Genomic DNA, 16366 nt, shown 5'->3' with positions numbered 1-16366 from the left:
CGCGGCGGGCCTCAGTGCGACTTTTCGTCGGTGTTGCCGTTCGGGTCGATCGCCGGCATGGCGGCCAGCTGCGCGGTGGTGGCTGCGACCGCCTTCACCTGCTGGCCGAGCGCTACCGCACTGCCGTTGCTGACGATTACCCGCTCACCGGCTTTCAGCCCCTGCATGATCTGCCACTGGTTGCCCACCACCTGGCCGGTACTGACCCGGCGCTCGACCACGTGGTCCTTGGCATCGAGCAGGCGCAGCAGCGGCTCGCCGCGTTCATTGCGCAGCACCGCCTTCTGCGGCACCAGCAGGGCACGCGCATCGGTGGCCATCGGCAGCACCGCCTTCAGGTACATGCCCGGCAGCAGCAGACCGTCCGGGTTCGGAATGACCGCGCGCAACACCACATTGCCGGTACCCGGATCGACCGCGCTACCGACAAACTCCAGCGTGCCTTCATGGGCATAGGTGCTGCCGTCCTCCAGCAGCACCTTCACCTGCGCCTTGCCGTCGATGGCCTTCACCAGGCCGGCATCAAGCTGCTTGCGCAGTGCCAGCATCTGCGTGCTGGACTGAGTGACATCCAGGTACACCGGGTCCAACCGCTGGATGGTCGCCAGCGCCGCTTCCTGTCCTGCAGCGACCAGCGCGCCGGCAGTGACGCTGGAGGTGCCGATGCGGCCCGCGATCGGTGCGGTCACCCGGGTGTAGTCGAGGTTGATGCGGGCGGCCTGCAGCGCAGCGCGCGCGGCGATCACATTGGCCTGTGCCTGCTTCAGCGCCGAGGTGGCATCGTCGGCGTCCTGCTTGCTGGCCGCATCCAGGCCCAGCAGCGTGCGGGTGCGCTCGGCCTTCGGCTGCGCCGACAGCACGGTGGCCTCGGCCTGCGCCAGCTGGCCACGCGCGGTATCGAAGGCGGCCTGGTACGGCGCCGGATCGACCTGGTACAGCAGCTGGCCGGCCTTGACCTGCTGGCCTTCGGTGAACAAACGCTGGCGGATCAACCCGCCGATCTGTGGCCGCACCTCGGACACCTCGAACGGCACCGCGCGACCGGGCAGGCTCTGCTGCAGCGCCAGCGGCTGCGCGCTGGCGGTAATGACGCCCACTTCAGGCGTGGCCGGGGCGTCGGTCCTGCCCGCCGTACAGGCCGCCAGGGACATCAGCAGGGGCAACAACAATGGATGGGGAGATCGGGACAGCAGGCGCGGGAGTGACATGGGGGGGCGTGGGGGCCTTGCGTTGACCCGTGCACGCTGCCGTGGAACTGTGCAGAGAATATGGAGAATCTGCGACCAGCTCAGCTGGCGCTTGCTTTCAGCGCCACATGCGCCGCTAATGGCCCCGCGATGGTGAAGATTCGACTCAAATTCGGCCTGACCGCGAAGACCTTCCTCGCGATCTTCACCGCCTGCCTGCTGGTGCTGGCAGTGAACGGCATTGCCAGCCGCGTGGCATTCCAGACCGGCTTCCTGGACTACCTCAACGACCAGGGCGACCTGCGCATGCAGCGCCTGATGCCACACCTGCAGCGCGAGTACAGCGCGCACGGTGGCTGGGAGCATCTGCGCGGTGACAGTGATCGCTGGGCGCGGCTGCTGCGTCCGGATCTGGCCCATGGGCATGAGGGCCCGGTGCCGCCGCTGTCCGACCAGACCGGCGTACCGTCGCGGCTGGGCCTGTTCGATGCGCAGCACCGGTTCGTGGCCGGCAACCCCGATGCCACCAGTGATGACGAGCCGCATCCGGTGCAGCTGGACGGGCACACCGTCGGCTGGCTGGGCATGGTGCCATTCCAGACGGTCATCGCCACCAACGATCTGAACTTCTACAACACCCAGGTGCGCGCCTGGTGGGTGATCGGCGTCGCCCTGCTGCTGGTGACGGTGCTGCTGGCCTGGTTGGTGTCGCGTGCGCTGCGCCAGCGCCTGGCCAAGCTGGCTGCGGCCACCCATCGGCTCGCTGCAGGCGACTATGCCACCCGCATCGAGCGCACCAGCGATGACGAGCTGGACGCACTGGTCAACGACTTCAACCGGATGGCACAGGCGCTGGACGATACCGAGCGCAACCGCCGCGCGTTCATCGCCGACATCTCGCACGAGCTGCGCACACCACTGGCGGTGGTGCGCGCCGAGCTGGAGGCGATCGAGGACGGCATCCGCCCGCTGGACCGCGCCAACCTCGGTGGCCTGCAGAGCGAGATCCGCCAGCTGGGCAAGCTGGTCGACGACCTGCACGACCTGTCGATGACCCAGTCTGGCGGCCTCGCCTACCGCTTCGCGCCGCTGGACCTGGTGGCGCTGCTGCGCAGCGAACTCAATGGCATGCGCGTGCGCTTCGCCAACGCAGGCCTGTCGCTGGAAGAAGATCTACCCGCCACACCGCTGCAGGTGTCCGGCGACGAGCGACGCCTGCAGCAGGTACTGGCCAACCTGCTGGAGAACGCGCTGCGCTACACCCATACCGGCGGCCGCGTGCATGTGCAGGCCGCGCGCGTGCCTGCAGGCGTGCAGCTGATCGTGGAAGACACCGCTCCGGGCGTACCGGCTGACAAGTGCGCGCTGCTGTTCGAGCGCTTCTACCGGGTGGAAAGCTCGCGCAACCGTGCCAGCGGTGGCAGCGGGTTGGGCCTGGCCATCAGCCACAACATCATCCTCGCCCACCACGGCCACATCCACGCCGAGCCCTCGCCACTGGGCGGCCTGCGCGTGGCCATCACCCTGCCGGAGCCTGCATGAGCACGTCCCCCGTCGCGCCCGCGAAGATACTGATCGTCGAGGACGAGCCGCGGTTGGCCTCGGTACTGCGCGACTACCTGGCCGCTGCCGGCATGGACAGCGAATGGGTGGATGACGGCGGCCAGGTGATCGAGACGTTTGCGCGCTACCAGCCCGACCTGGTGCTGCTGGACCTGATGCTGCCGCAGCGCGATGGCGTGGACCTCTGCCGCGAGCTGCGCGCCAGCAGCGACGTGCCGGTGATCATGGTCACTGCACGGGTGGAAGAGATCGACCGCCTGCTGGGCCTGGAGATCGGTGCCGACGACTACATCTGCAAGCCGTTCAGTCCGCGCGAAGTCGTCGCGCGGGTGGTAGCGGTGCTGCGCCGCTACCGCCCGGACCCGGGTGCACGCGCCAACGGCGGCCTGCATATCGACGAACCGGCGGCACGCGCCACCTGGAACGGCAAGGGCCTGGACCTGACGCCGGTGGAGTACCGCCTGCTGCGTACCCTGCTGGCCACGCCGGGCCGGATCTGGGCCCGCGACGAACTGCTCGACCGGCTGTACCTGGACCACCGCGTGGTGGTCGACCGTACCGTCGACAGCCACGTGCGCAACCTGCGCCGCAAGCTGGCCGATGCCGGCATGGAAGGCGAGCCGATCCGTTCGGTGTATGGCATGGGCTACAGCTACGAACCGTAGCGGGTAGTGCCGGCCGCTGGCCGGCAACCGCGCGGCACGCCTGGATTTCCGTGGTTGCCGGCCAGCGGCCGGCACTACCCGTGCGCACCACGCAGGTATCATCGTCGTGAACGCCCTGATTTCCGGAGACACCGATGAACCCGCTGCGCCCTTTCCGCGACAAGATGCCCGTCCTCGGCGAGCGCGTGTACATCGATCCGGCCTGCACCCTCATCGGTGACGTGGAACTGGCCGACGACGTGTCGGTGTGGCCGGGCACGGTCATCCGCGGCGACGTCAACCATGTGCGCATCGGTGCACGCACCAACGTGCAGGACGGCACCATCATCCACGTCAGCCACCACAGCCCGTACAACAAGGCCGGCTACCCGACCCTGATCGGCGAAGGCGTGACGGTCGGCCACGGCTGCATCATCCACGCCTGCACGATCGGCGATTACAGCCTGATCGGCATGGGTGCCTGCATCCTCGATGGCGCCCGCGTGGAGCGCCATGGCTTCGTCGGTGCCGGTGCGGTGATCGGCCCGGGCAAGGTGGTGGGTGAAGGTGAGCTGTGGGTGGGCAATCCGGCCCGGCCGGCACGCACGCTGAGCGACAAGGAGATCGAAGCGCTGCATTACTCAGCCGACCACTACGTGCGGCTGAAGGATGAATACCTGGGCTGAGCGGCCAACGCCGCCATGCGGCTCTGTTAAAGTCTGGGCCCGACCAGGACCTGTCGAGAACCCCATGCCTGTGGCTGCCTGCTGGAGAGGACTCCGGCGCCCACAACGAAGGCCATCGCGCTGATGGCCGCACCGATGCTCGATACCTACCGCGAGGTGGTGACGCCGGAGGGTGTGCCGCTGCAGTTGCCGGCGGCCGGCCCGGTGCCTCGGGCGATGGCCTGGCTGGTCGATCTCGGCGTGCGCATCGCGGTGCTGGTGCTGATGTCGTTCCCGCTGGCGCTGCTGGACAAGTTCGGCACGGGGCTCTACCTGGCGCTGATGTTCCTGGTCTACTGGGCCTACCCGATCATCTGCGAAGCGCTGTGGGGCCGTACCCTGGGCAAGCGTGCGCTGGGCCTGCGCGTGCTCGCCCGCGATGGCGCGCCGGTGGGCTGGATGGCCGCGGTCACCCGCAACCTGCTGCGCACCGTGGACATGCTGCCGTTCGGCTATGCACTGGGCCTGATCAGCAGCCTGTTCGATCCGCATGGCCGTCGCCTCGGTGACCTGGTGGCAGGCACCGTGGTGGTGCACGCACCGGCGCTGTACCTGCCGCCACCGCCGACCATCGACAGCGTGCTGGCTCCGCCACAACCGTTGCGGCCGGAAGAGCAGGCGGCACTGATGGCCTTCGCCGAGCGCGCACCTCGACTGTCACCGGCGCGCCAGCAGGAGCTGGCCGGCATCGTCGAACCGCTGACCGGTACCCACGGCCAGATCGGTGTGCTGCGCCTGTACGCGATGGCCAACTGGCTGCTGGGCCGGCGATGAAGCAGGAACAGTTCGTCGCCCGCTACCAGCAGGAATGGCAGGACCTGGAGCAATGGTTGCTGCTGCGCGCTGGCGTGTCGCGCCGCACGCGCCGGAAGGCCAGTGGTCTGTCGCTGCACGACACCGCCTTCCCGCAGCGCTACCGACGCCTGTGCCAGCAGCTGGCGCTGGCCCGTGAGCGCGGCTACAGCCCCCAGCTGGTGCAGCGCCTGCAGCAGTTGATGCAGCAGGGCCACAGCGTGCTGTACCGCACACCGCCGACGCGCTGGCGCGCGGCGCTGGAATTCCTGGTGGCCGACTTCCCGCTGCTGGTGCGCAGCCAGGCACGCAGCATGTGGGTGGCGCTGGCGATGTTCGCGCTGCCAGCGCTGGCCTGCTTCGTGCTGGCGCAGGTCCACCCGGACCTGATCCACATGCTGATGGACAACCGCCAGATCGCCGCGATGGAGCGCATGTACGACCCGGCCGCCGAACGCCTGGGCCGCGACAGCGGCACCGACTGGATGATGTTCGGCCACTACATCATGAACAACATCAGCATCGCCCTGCGCACCTTTGCCAGCGGCCTGCTGGCCGGGCTGGGCACGCTGCTGGTGCTGCTGTTCAACGGCGTGACCATTGGTGCGGTGGCCGGCCACCTGCAGCACATCGGCCATGGTGGCCCGTTCTGGCGCTTCGTGGTCGGCCATGGCGCGTTCGAGCTGACCGCGATCGTGATTGCCGGCGGCGCCGGCCTGCAGCTGGGCATGAAGCTGCTGGCACCGGGCCGGCGCAGCCGCCTGGATGCACTGGTCGACGGCGGCCGCATCGGCGCCCGGCTGTGCCTCGGCGTCGCCTTCATGCTGCTGGTCGCGGCCTTCATTGAAGCGTTCTGGTCATCGATCGCCGAAGTGCCGGCGTGGGGCAAGTTCAGCGTGGCCGGCGTGCTGTGGGCCGGCGTGCTGCTGTGGCTGTGGCGCGGCGGACGCGGAGGCAGCGATGCGCATTGACCACCTGGACGTGGTGCTGCGGGCGCGCAGCGGCTGGGAAGCCATGGAGCTGGGCAACGCCCTCGCCCGCCGGCACGCGCGTGCGGTGTGGGGCAGCTGGCTGCTGGCCAGCGCACCGCTGTTCGTGATCTTCAACGCGCTGGGCTGGTGGCTGGATGCGTTCGGCTGGGCCTGGCTGGCGATGTGGTGGTGCAAGCCGCTGTTCGAACGCGCACCGCTGTACGTGCTGTCGCGCGGCATCTTCGGCGAGCCGGTCGGTGCGCTGTCAGCGCTGCGCGTCCAGCGTCACTGGGGCAACAACGGTTTCTGGGGCTATCTGGGATGGCGCCGCTTCAGCGTGCTGCGCAGCCTGTGCCTGCCGGTGAACCTGCTGGAGGGCAACGCCCCCGACCAGCGTGGTCCACGTCGGCGCGCAGTGGCGGCCGGTGCCGCTGGCGCAGCACTGGTACTGACCGTGGCCTGCATGGCCTTCGAAGCGGCGCTGGTATCGGGTGCGATCGGCGCAGTGTTCATGTTCATGCCGCTGGAGCTGATGTCCGAATCCTGGCGCGCAGCGTGGGACATGATCGGCCGGGATACACCGGCGTGGGCACGGCTGGGTTTCAACCTGGCGTGCTGGCTGGCCTCGGTGATGATCGGCCCGTTCTTCGTCGGTGGCGGCTTCGGCCTGTATCTGAACCGGCGCACGCAGATGGAAGCCTGGGACGTGGAAATCGCCCTGCGCCGCCTGCGTGATCGTCTGCTGCCGGCCGCATCGACGCTGGCCCTGCTGCTGTGCCTGGCGCTGCCACTGGTCTCCGCATCGGTGCATGCGCAGGACGCAGATGCCGGGCCGGAGCGTGTGCTGGGCAAACCCAGCGACGTCGGCGCCGATACGGACGACGACGAAGCCACGATCGACCCGGCCAACACCCCGGCAACGATCTTCGGCACCTCGCCGGTGGACACCGCCGGTTTCCGCCAGGCGGTGAACCGTGCCTATGAGGATCCGCTGCAGCGCCCGACCCGTCAGGTCACGCACTGGAAGCCGATCGAAAAGGCCGAGGAAAAGAAGAAGGAAGACAAATCGCTGCAGAGCGACAGCAGCAACAAGGGCGAGCGCAAGCCGCGCAAGGACGGCATCGCCTGGCTGGCACGGTTGGCCGAATGGAGCCTGTGGGGCCTGCTCGGCGTCCTGCTGCTGGTGCTGCTGCTGACCGCACGTCTGTGGCTGCCGTGGTTGCGCGGCAGCGGGCGGCGCAAGGCCGAGGCGGCACCGCAGGTGGTGGAGGAACAGGTGACGTTGCCGGTGGTGCTGCCGCCGGACGTCGCCACCCAGGCCGGCCTGTTGTGGGACCAGGGCCGGCCACGCCAGGCGCTGGCGCTGCTGTACCGTGCCAGCGTGCGTACCGTCGGCGAGCGCAGCGGCATCGCGTTGCCACCCGGCGCTACCGAAGCACAATGCCTGCGCGCATCGCGGCGCATGCCCGAAGCAGCCGACCGTGATCTTTTCGCGCGCATCGTGCGCATGTGGCAGTACGCCGCCTATGGTGGACGCCTGCCCAGCCGCAGCGATTTCGACGCGCTGGCCGAGACCCTGCGCCAGCAGTACCGGTGGCAGGCATGAGCCCGCGCCTGTTCTGGTCGTTGCTGCTGGGCGTGCTGGTGCTGTTCGGCGTGCCGCTGACCATCCTCTACCTGCGCACGCACGAGCGGGTCACCGAAACGCTTCCGCTGCCGCCGCAGGGCGAAGCCGCCTACAACCCGCTGTACGTGCTGGGCCAGGCGCTGCGCGCCGACGGTATCGACGTGCACGCGCGGCCGCGGCTTGAGCTGCAGCAGATGGCGCTGGCACCGCACGACACCGTGGTGCTGTTGCAGGACAGCAGCGAGCTGCCGGCACCCACCGTGAAGCAGCTGCTGGACTGGGTCGACCGTGGCGGCCATCTGCTGGTGCGCACGCCGCCGCCGGCCGAAGACGATGCCAGCAGCACGCAGGGGCCGCTGCTGGACCAGCTGGGCGTGGACAGCCTGTTCCAGCGCAGCGACTGCCAGCCGTTCCACATCGACGACGACACCGGTCACAGCGAATTCTGCGGTGGCCGCCGCTTCACGCTTGGCTTTGCCGCCAAAGCGCAGGCCGAGCGACGCTGGGGTGGTGATCGCGATCTGGTGTTCGCGCGCCTGCGCCACGGACAGGGCAGGGTCAGCGTACTGGCCGACATGGAGTTCATGCGCGGCGATGTCGACTCGCCTGCAGCGCGCCTGGCGGCTACTGCCGGCAAGGCCAGCGACGGCCTGCATGATCCCGCCCACCGCGACCTGACCCGCTACCTGCTCGATCCGAACTACGGCAAGGGGGCGGTCTGGCTGGTCTATGCCAGTCAACCGCCATCGCTGTGGGCGCGCCTGTTCTACCAGGGCTGGCCGTTGTGGGTGCCTCTGCTGCTGGCTTTGCTGGGCTGGTTGTGGGGCCGCTCGCAGCGCTTCGGCAGCCTGCTGCCGTCGCCGGTGCTGGAACGCCGCTCGCTGCTGGAGCACGTGCGTGCCAGTGGCGAACTGCTGCTGCGCTTCGGCCAAGGCACGCGCCTGTACGAGGCCGTGCTCGCGCTGTTCCTGCACCGCCTGCGCCTGCGCGCGCCGGTTGCCGCCGCACTCGACGGCGCGCCGCGCGATCAGGCCATCGCCGAGCTGCTGAAGTGGCCGCAAAGCCGCGTCGCCAGCGCGCTCTCCCCCCCTCCGCCGCACGATTCCTCCGCCCTGCGCGAGCGCATCCGCTTGCTGCTCCAGATGAGATCCCTGCTATGACCGAAGTCCCCGAGCTGCCGGCGGCCGCGAACGCCCGCCTGATCGAACGCGTCGATGCCATCCGCGACGCCATCGGCCACGCCTTCATCGGCCAGGCCGAGGTGCTTGACCAGATCCTGGTGGCCCTGCTCGCCGGCGGTCACGTGTTGATCGAGGGCGTACCCGGGCTGGGCAAGACCCTGCTGGTGCGCGCACTGGCACAGGCCCTGGAACTGGACTATGGCCGCGTGCAGTTCACCCCCGACCTGATGCCCAGCGACGTCAGCGGCCACGCCGTGTACGACCCGAAGAGCGAGAGCTTCAAGATCCGTCGCGGTCCGGTGTTCACCAACCTGCTGCTGGCCGACGAGATCAACCGCGCACCGGCCAAGACCCAGTCGGCGCTGCTGGAAGTGATGCAGGAAGGCCAGGTGACCATCGAAGGCAAGGCCTTCACCCTGGCGCCGCCGTTCATGGCACTGGCCACGCAGAACCCGCTGGAGCAGGAAGGCACCTACCCGCTGCCGGAAGCACAGCTGGACCGCTTCCTGCTGAAGGTCCTGATCGACTATCCGCAGCTGGAGGACGAGAAGCGCATGGTGACCGCGATCACCAGCGGCCGCGCCGCCAGCGATTTCGACCTGAGCCAGGTGCCGCGCGTGCTCGGTGCTGGTGAGCTGCTGGAACTGCAGCGTGCCACCGCCGCGATCACGGTTGACGACGAAGTGATCGACTACGCGGTGCGGATCGTGGCGGCGACGAGGCAGTGGCCGGGTATCGCGGTCGGCGCCGGCCCGCGTGGCAGCATCGCGCTGGTGCGTGCCTCGCGTGCACAGGCGGTGCTGGCCGGTCGTGATTTCGTCACTCCGGATGATGTGCGCGACATCGCGCGCCCTGCGCTGCGCCATCGCATCGCGCTGGCACCGGAACTGCAGATCGAAGGCCAGGACGCCGACGACGTGCTGGGCGCCCTGCTGGCCAAGGTGGAAGCGCCGCGTCGATGAGACCGGCACCGCTGCTGCTGGCGCTGCTGCTGGCCTGGGCCGCGCTGGGCGGCCTGGTGCTGGGCGGCGTGCTGCCGCGCTGGAGCTGGGCGCTGGCGGCGTTGGCGATTGCCGTGCCGGCGTTGATGGATCTGTGGCGGCAGTCGCGGCGTCCGTCGCCGCAGGTGCAACGCGAGCTGCCCGAGGCGCTGGCACTGGGCGTGCGTCGCGAAGCCGCGCTGCGCCTGCAGGCCGGACAATCGATGACGGTGCAGGTGTTCGACCTGGTGCCCGGCGGCTGGCCGCTGGAATCACTGCCGCAGCGCGTACGCCTGCAGGGCGGCAGTGCCTCCACCCTGCACTACCACCTGCAGCCGCTGCAGCGTGGGCATTTCCGCCTCGAAGGCGTGCACCTGCGCATGCGCTCGCCGTGGCGGCTGTGGTGGCAGCAACGAACCCTGCCACCATCGCTGGACGTGCGGGTCTATCCGAACTTCGTGCCGCTCACCCGCTTCGCCCTGTTCAGTGCCGACCAGGCCTCGCGGCTGGTCGGTGCACACGTGAAGCGCCGCCGGGGTGAAGGCACCGACTTCCACCAGATGCGCGAGTACCGCATCGGCGACAGCCTGCGCCAGCTCGACTGGAAGGCCACCGCACGTGCGCGCAAGCTGATCTCGCGCGAGTACCAGGACGAGAAGAACCAGCAGTTGCTGCTGATGCTCGACAGTGGCCGGCGCATGCTGGCCAGCGAAGGCGGGCTCTCGCACTTCGACCACGCGTTGAACGCCTCGCTGGTGGTGGCCTACCTGGCGCTGCGCCAGGGCGATGCCGCCGGCCTGTTCGCTGCCGGTGGCGAACGCCGCTGGGTGGCGCCGCAGCGTGGCATGGGCACGGTCGAGCACCTGCTGCGCGCCAGCTACGACCTGCAGCCGCGCGCGGTGGCCACCGACTACCTGGCCGCCGCCACCGAGGTGTCGCTGCGTCAGCGCCGGCGGGCGCTGGTGATGCTGGTCAGCAACGTGCGCGACGAGGATATCGAGGACCTGCTGGCGGCGGTGCGCCTGCTGCAGCGCCGCCATCTGGTGTGCGTGGCCAGCCTGCGCGAACGCGAACTGGACGCTGCGCTGGAAGGTGACGTGCAGACCCTGGAGGACGCGACCCAGGCCGGTGCCGCTGCACTGTACCTGCAGCAGCGCGCGAAGGCGCATGAGGCACTGCGCAGCGAGAAGGTGATGGTGCTGGACGTGACCGCCGATGCCCTGCCTGCCGCACTGGTCGAGCGCTACCTGGCAGTGAAGCGCGAGGGGTTGCTCTGATCGATGGCGCCGGGCATGGCCCGGCGCTACCGACGCATTGCGCTGGTTCGCGGCCGCTCTGGTAGGTGCCAACCTTGGTTGGCACGAAACCCAAACCGCCGACCAAGGTCGGCCTCTACCCATTGCGGTTGCCGGCCAGCGGCCGGCACTACCCCTGCAACAGCCGACGCATCGCTCTGGTAGGTGCCAACCTTGGTTGGCACGAAACCCAAACCGCCGACCAAGGTCGGCCTCTACCCATTGCGGTTGCCGGCCAGCGGCCGGCACTACCCCTGCAACAGCCGACGCATCGCTCTGGTGGGTGCCAACCTTGGTTGGCACAAAATCCACAGCGCCGACCAAGGTCGGCCTCTACCAACGGCGGTTACCGGCCAGCGGCCGGCACTACTGCTGCAGCAACCGACGCATCGCTCTGGTGGGTGCCAACCTTGGTTGGCACGGAATCAACAGCGCCGACCAAGGTCGGCCACTACCTACAGCGGTTGTTCTACGACCGGCGTCGGTTGCCCACGCCGGCCCGGGGGCGCCGCACCGCCATCAGACGTAGATCCGCGTTGGCGCCTCATCGACGATTGCGTGCGGCACGAAGCGCGCACTGTCGCGGGTGATCGCGCTGTCGTCCTCGCGGATGCCGATACCGCAGGCGTGGTCGCCGATCACCCAGCTGCCGATCAGCGGGTAACCGCCTTCGAAGCGGGTGAGCGGATGCGCACGCTGGAGGATCGCCGGACCATCGTAGGGACCGTCGCTGCGCTGGGTGCTGCCGTCGGCCAGGTGCATCTCGATGTTGGCGCCTTCGCGCGAGAACAGCGGCTTGCGCACCCAGCCCGAGGCCAGCGTGCTGCCGTCGTCGAAGTGGGCTTCCAGCAGGTTCGGATGGCCCACGTTGCGCTGCCACAGCAGCGGCAGGATGCCCTTGTTGCTCAGCACCGCCTTCCACGCCGGTTCCAGCAGCTGCACGCCCGAGCCCGGCAGCGCGCGACCGAATTCCTCGGCCATCAGGTCTTCCAGCGGGTACAGCTTGAACAGCGTGCCGATCACCGAATCGTCCAGCGCGGTGAAGCACCCGTCCTCGGACAGACCGATATCCTCGACAGCGATCGCCTGCCCGTGCAGGCCGGCCTGCGAGGCGCAGTCGCGCAGATAATCGACGGTGCCGCGGTCTTCTTCCGAACTGCCCACGGCGCTGAAATACAGCGGCGGCGGCAGCTGCGTGGCCAGTTCGCCGAAGCGCTCGACCAGCGCCTCATGGATCGCGTTGAACTGGTCGGCATGCTGCGGCAGGCGACCGGCGTTGCGCTGGTCCTCCAGCCACTGCCACTGGAAGAAGCTGGCCTCGAACAGCGAGGTCGGCGTGTCGTAGTTCAGTTCGTACAGCTTGGCCGGGCCAGTGCCGTCGTAGGCCAGGTCCAGGCGTCCATAGAGGTGCGGCTGGCGCTGGCGCCAGCTGTCGGCGATCCAGTCGCGGTAGTGCGACGGAATCGCCAGCTGGTCCATCAACCGTTCGCTGCCGATGACATCACCGACCAGGTCCAGCGCCATCTGGTGCAGCTCGGCGCTGGGGTCTTCGATGTCCTGTTCGATCTGGCGCAGGGTGAAGGCGTAGTACGCGCTCTCATCCCAGTACGGCTGGCCATCGATGGTGTGGAAGCGGAAACCCGCCTCTTCCGCGCGTGCCCGCCACTGGGCACGCTCGGCAATCCGGATACGCTGCATGGGTCGATCAGCCGCCGTAGCTGCCGCTGGTGCTGCGGCGCGCGCTGGTGTTGCCGAAGCCACCACGGCTGGCAGTGACCGCACGGTTCGGCTCGCTGGTGACCGGGGCGAGGCCAGCCTTGCCCGCGCCGATGCCGCTGGCGGTGTTCAGGCCACCGCTGCCGCCCGGTGCCGGACGCGCCCAGCCGGCGCTCTTGTCCTGGTAGGCCGGCGACGCCGCCGGCGCCTGCGGAGCGAGGCCACCGCGGTTGCTCAGCATCTGCGACATGAAGAAGCCCATCATCATCGGGCCGATGAACGAGGTGCCGGCCGAGGTGTGCTGCTGCACGCACTGTTCCGGCTTGTAGTCCTTCTCGCAGGCTTCCTTGCTGGCGTACTTCGGCGCGGCATCGGCGGCCTGCTTCTGCGCTTCCGCGAAGGCATTGCGGCACGACGACGGATCGCCGGTGGCCTCGGTGCAGGCCTCGACCGAGGTGTACAGGCCTTCCTGCACCTTCACCTCCGGCTCCTTCTGGCAGGCGGTGAACAGCAGCGGCGCAGCGCTCATCAGCAGCAGCGCGGTGGTGCGGGAACGTTTCATGGCCTCATGCCCTGTCGACGGATCAATGCCCCAATGATGCCAAATCCGGACCAGCAACCGGAATCGGCAAAGTCCGAAAGATGAACGGACTTTCATTTTCGTCGTTCCAATCAGGAATCGGGGTCGGATCCCCTCAGATCGCGGCCAACTGTCAAAGGCGGGGTGGGTCCGGTGGCAGGGGCGTGAGCGCCATGGGCGCGAGGCATGCCTCGGGCGGGTTGGGCAGGACGCTCAACCCCGGTCTTGCCGCGTGCGCAGGGAAGCGCACACGAGCAAGGCGCGACCGAGGCTACATGGACGTACTTGCGCCGTCCCCTGCCACCGGACCCACCCCGCCATCCCACGGATAGCCCAGCTGTTGCTGTTGAGGTTGCCGGCCAGCGGCCGGCACTACCGCGGGTGCCGGGCGCAGCCCGGCCCGACCACATCCGGTGGTTGCAGCAGCAACCGAAAAAATTGGCCATGATCGGGCGACCCCCACGTCGTACGGCCCGCCCGTTCCGCCAGCCATGCCCGAATACCGTTCCCGTACCTCCACCGCCGGCCGCAACATGGCCGGCGCTCGCGCCCTGTGGCGCGCCACCGGCATGAAGGACGGCGACTTCCACAAGCCGATCATCGCCATCGCCAACTCCTTCACCCAGTTCGTGCCCGGCCACGTACACCTGAAGGACCTCGGCCAGCTGGTCGCGCGCGAGATCGAAAAAGTCGGCGGCGTCGCCAAGGAATTCAACACGATCGCCGTGGACGATGGCATCGCCATGGGTCACGACGGCATGCTGTATTCGCTGCCCAGCCGCGAAATCATCGCCGACTCGGTGGAGTACATGGCCAACGCGCACTGCGCCGATGCGCTGGTGTGCATTTCCAACTGCGACAAGATCACCCCCGGCATGCTGATGGCCGCACTGCGCCTCAACATCCCGGTGGTGTTCGTCTCCGGCGGACCAATGGAAGCGGGCAAGACCAAACTGTCCGAGCACAAGCTGGACCTGGTCGATGCGATGGTGATCGCCGCGGACGAAACCGCCAGCGACGAAAAAGTGGCCGAGTTCGAGCGCAGTGCCTGCCCGACCTGCGGGTCGTGCTCGGGCATGTTCACCGCCAACTCGATGAACTGCCTGACCGAAGCGCTGGGCCTGTCGCTGCCCGGCAACGGCTCCACGCTGGCCACCCACGCCGACCGCGAACAACTGTTCCTGCGCGCCGGCCGCCTGATCGTCGAGCTGTGCCACCGCTGGTATGGCGGCGAAGACCCGACTGCGCTGCCGCGTGGCATCGCCACCCAGGCCGCGTTCGCCAATGCGATGACCCTGGACATCGCCATGGGCGGGTCCACCAATACCATCCTGCACCTGCTGGCCGCCGCGCAGGAAGCGGAAGTGGACTTTGACCTGACCCACATCGATGCACTGTCGCGGCGCGTGCCGCAGCTGTGCAAGGTGGCGCCGAACACGCCCAGGTACCACATGGAAGACGTGCACCGCGCCGGGGGCGTGTACGGCATCCTTGGTGAACTGGCGCGCGGTGGACTGCTGGATACCAGCGTACCGACCGTACATAGCCGCAGCCTGGCCGACGCCATCGCACGCTGGGACGTGGCGGTCAGCAGCGACTCGAGCGTGCAGGACTTCTTCCGTGCCGGCCCGGCCGGCATCCCCACCCAGGTGGCCTTCAGCCAGGCCACACGCTGGCCGACGCTGGACGTGGACCGGGCCGAGGGCTGCATCCGCAGCGTCGAGCACGCCTATTCGGCGGAAGGCGGCCTGGCCGTGCTGCGCGGCAACCTGGCCGTGGATGGGTGCGTGGTGAAGACCGCCGGCGTGGACGAGTCGATCCATGTGTTCGAAGGCCTCGCGCGCGTCTATGAAAGCCAGGATGCCGCCGTCGCCGGCATCCTCGCCGACGAGGTGCAGCCGGGCGAGGTGGTGGTGATCCGCTACGAAGGGCCGAAGGGCGGCCCCGGCATGCAGGAAATGCTGTACCCGACCAGCTACCTGAAATCGAAGGGACTGGGCAAGCAGTGCGCACTGCTCACAGATGGGCGTTTCTCCGGCGGTACCTCGGGCCTGTCGATCGGCCACGTGTCGCCGGAAGCCGCCAGCGGCGGCACGATCGGCCTGGTGGAAGATGGCGACCGCATCCGCATCGACATCCCCGCCCGCCGCATCGATCTGCTGCTGGACGAAGCCACGCTGGCCCAGCGCCGCGCCGACGCCGATGCACGCGGCTGGAAACCGCGTGCGCCGCGCCCGCGCAAGGTCACCAGCGCGTTGAAGGCCTACGCCCTGCTCGCGACCAGCGCCGACAAGGGCGCCGTACGCAACACCGCCCTGCTCGGCGACTGATCTGTGTGCGGTAATGCCGGCCGCTGGCCGGCATCTGCACGATGCATCCGCGTACCAATGAGGTTGCCGGCCAGCGGCCGGCACTACCCATCCTGATCCGTTATGGTGTTCTAGGAAGTCACCAACACGGAGGTTGCGATGATGTTGCTTTCCTTTGCGCTGGCCGCTGCCATGGGCACGTCAGCCGAACCGCCCAAAGCCCCGGACTGCAGCTACGACCGCGATGCGATGCTGGCGATGGAACCGGATGCGTTCGATCAGGACATGGAAGGCGGCTGGCGCACGCTGGCCGACCGTGGCTGCCACCGCGAAGCCGCTGACCTTCTCGACGCCTATGCTGCGTTGCCGAAGGCTGCAGGCAACTCCATGATTCTGTGGCATGAAGGCCAGATGCGTGCGGAGGCGGGCCAGTACCCGCAGGCGGTGGCGCTGATGCAGCGCACCTACAAGCCCACCGACACCGATCCCGGTTACTGGAACGCCTACGTGGACGGCACGATCGCGTTCCTGCAGCGCGATCGTGCGGCGCTGGAGAAAGCGCGTGCAAGGTTGATCGCGATTCCTGCCCCGGAGCAGATTGCCAGGGCGCTGAAGGATGGGCGCTATCACTTCACGACCGCCGGCGGGCAGAAGGTGGATGCGCCGTGGCCGCCGAACCTGGACGTGCTCGATGGCTTCCTGCGCTGCTTTGATCGCGATTACCACAATGCGATGGGCAACCAGTCCTGCCGGAATCCGGAGGGCGGTTGAGCGACTGAGTGCGTGGTGGGGTCAG

General features: G+C 68.5%; 14 protein-coding genes. 11 read left to right on the top strand and 3 right to left on the bottom strand.

Features of this window, described 5'->3' with window-relative positions:
• Positions 1-11: 11 nt before the first annotated feature.
• The gene (gene smeA / locus AC13GA_RS11500) at positions 12-1208 is read right to left on the bottom strand and encodes a multidrug efflux RND transporter periplasmic adaptor subunit SmeA (protein ID WP_136639198.1); all 1197 of its coding nucleotides are present in this window, start codon (positions 1206-1208) and stop codon (positions 12-14) included.
• A 129-nt stretch (positions 1209-1337) separates the two neighbouring features.
• On the opposite strand from smeA, the gene baeS reads away from it, so the two are divergent.
• The 9 genes from baeS to AC13GA_RS11455 all read left to right on the top strand — a co-directional run bounded on the left by baeS (position 1338) and on the right by AC13GA_RS11455 (position 10947).
• Complete coding sequence (baeS, locus tag AC13GA_RS11495) at positions 1338-2729, top strand: sensor histidine kinase efflux regulator BaeS (protein ID WP_136639199.1); 1392 nt, start codon at positions 1338-1340, stop codon at positions 2727-2729.
• Positions 2726-3415, top strand: coding sequence for a response regulator (locus tag AC13GA_RS11490; protein WP_295380700.1), 690 nt, complete (start codon positions 2726-2728; stop codon positions 3413-3415). Before baeS ends, AC13GA_RS11490 begins: the two co-directional genes overlap by 4 nt.
• Positions 3416-3549: 134 nt before the next feature.
• A complete protein-coding gene (locus tag AC13GA_RS11485) occupies positions 3550-4080 on the top strand; it encodes a gamma carbonic anhydrase family protein (protein ID WP_295380699.1) in 531 nt (176 codons plus the stop codon).
• A 123-nt stretch (positions 4081-4203) separates the two neighbouring features.
• Complete coding sequence (locus AC13GA_RS11480; protein ID WP_136639201.1) at positions 4204-4893, top strand: RDD family protein; 690 nt, start codon at positions 4204-4206, stop codon at positions 4891-4893.
• The gene (locus AC13GA_RS11475) at positions 4890-5882 is read left to right on the top strand and encodes a stage II sporulation protein M (RefSeq protein ID WP_295380696.1); all 993 of its coding nucleotides are present in this window, start codon (positions 4890-4892) and stop codon (positions 5880-5882) included. The genes AC13GA_RS11480 and AC13GA_RS11475 overlap by 4 nt, the downstream gene beginning before the upstream one ends.
• Positions 5872-7488 carry a DUF4129 domain-containing protein gene (locus AC13GA_RS11470; RefSeq protein WP_482998163.1) on the top strand — a complete coding sequence of 539 codons (1617 nt, stop codon included), beginning with the start codon at positions 5872-5874 and terminating at the stop codon, positions 7486-7488. Before AC13GA_RS11475 ends, AC13GA_RS11470 begins: the two co-directional genes overlap by 11 nt.
• A complete protein-coding gene (locus AC13GA_RS11465) occupies positions 7485-8669 on the top strand; it encodes a DUF4350 domain-containing protein (RefSeq protein ID WP_482998162.1) in 1185 nt (394 codons plus the stop codon). Before AC13GA_RS11470 ends, AC13GA_RS11465 begins: the two co-directional genes overlap by 4 nt.
• Positions 8666-9652, top strand: a complete 987-nt coding sequence (locus AC13GA_RS11460; protein WP_012512415.1) for an AAA family ATPase — start codon at positions 8666-8668, stop codon at positions 9650-9652. The genes AC13GA_RS11465 and AC13GA_RS11460 overlap by 4 nt, the downstream gene beginning before the upstream one ends.
• Positions 9649-10947, top strand: coding sequence for a DUF58 domain-containing protein (locus AC13GA_RS11455; protein ID WP_482998161.1), 1299 nt, complete (start codon positions 9649-9651; stop codon positions 10945-10947). Before AC13GA_RS11460 ends, AC13GA_RS11455 begins: the two co-directional genes overlap by 4 nt.
• Positions 10948-11484: 537 nt before the next feature.
• Here AC13GA_RS11455 and AC13GA_RS11450 read toward each other — a convergent pair.
• Positions 11485-12663 (bottom strand): glutathionylspermidine synthase family protein, encoded by a 1179-nt coding sequence (locus AC13GA_RS11450; RefSeq protein ID WP_482998160.1) that lies wholly within the window; start codon positions 12661-12663, stop codon positions 11485-11487.
• 7 nt (positions 12664-12670) lie between these two features.
• Positions 12671-13243, bottom strand: coding sequence for a DUF1190 domain-containing protein (locus AC13GA_RS11445; protein WP_014038869.1), 573 nt, complete (start codon positions 13241-13243; stop codon positions 12671-12673).
• Positions 13244-13752: 509 nt separating this feature from the next.
• Here AC13GA_RS11445 and ilvD point away from each other — a divergent pair.
• Both ilvD and AC13GA_RS11435 read left to right on the top strand, forming a co-directional pair.
• Positions 13753-15591, top strand: a complete 1839-nt coding sequence (gene ilvD, locus AC13GA_RS11440; protein WP_482998159.1) for a dihydroxy-acid dehydratase — start codon at positions 13753-13755, stop codon at positions 15589-15591.
• Between the two features lie 138 nt (positions 15592-15729).
• Entirely contained in the window at positions 15730-16341 is a 612-nt protein-coding gene (locus AC13GA_RS11435; RefSeq protein WP_482998158.1) for a hypothetical protein, read from the top strand.
• The last annotated feature ends 25 nt before the right edge of the window (positions 16342-16366 follow it).

This window comes from Stenotrophomonas sp. 22DLJC03, from assembly GCF_056861405.1.
Note: the sequence above shows the minus strand (reverse complement) of the source record. Positions and strands in the feature narration are given on the sequence as shown.